At 50.4% G+C, this 250-nt stretch carries 1 protein-coding gene; it reads right to left on the bottom strand.

The annotated features are described in order from the left end of the window. The coding region (locus tag R0J87_RS22905; protein ID WP_498889235.1) for a transglutaminase family protein at window positions 1–250 on the bottom strand (250 nt) is incomplete at both ends.

The raw sequence follows: 250 nt of genomic DNA, 5'->3' as shown, positions 1-250 counted from the left end.
ACTGAGTGTCTGGCGGCTGACAAATTCACCGTCAAACGGATTAATAAACTGAGGCTCACTGTTGGGCCAGTCGACACGCAGAATATACTGAGTGGGAAAAGCCACACCGGTGACAGGTAACTCCAGATGCTGAGCCAGATAAATCATAATGGCCCCCAGACTGACCGGAATGCCTTTACGACGCTCAATGACCTTATCCAGATAGGCATTTTCAGCCGCATAGTACTGATGGCGATCACCGCAGAAACCC

The sequence above is a fragment of the Halomonas sp. SIMBA_159 genome (assembly GCF_046536035.1).
In the GTDB taxonomy this organism is placed as follows: Bacteria; Pseudomonadota; Gammaproteobacteria; order Pseudomonadales; family Halomonadaceae; genus Vreelandella; species Vreelandella venusta_A.
Note: the sequence above shows the minus strand (reverse complement) of the source record. Positions and strands in the feature narration are given on the sequence as shown.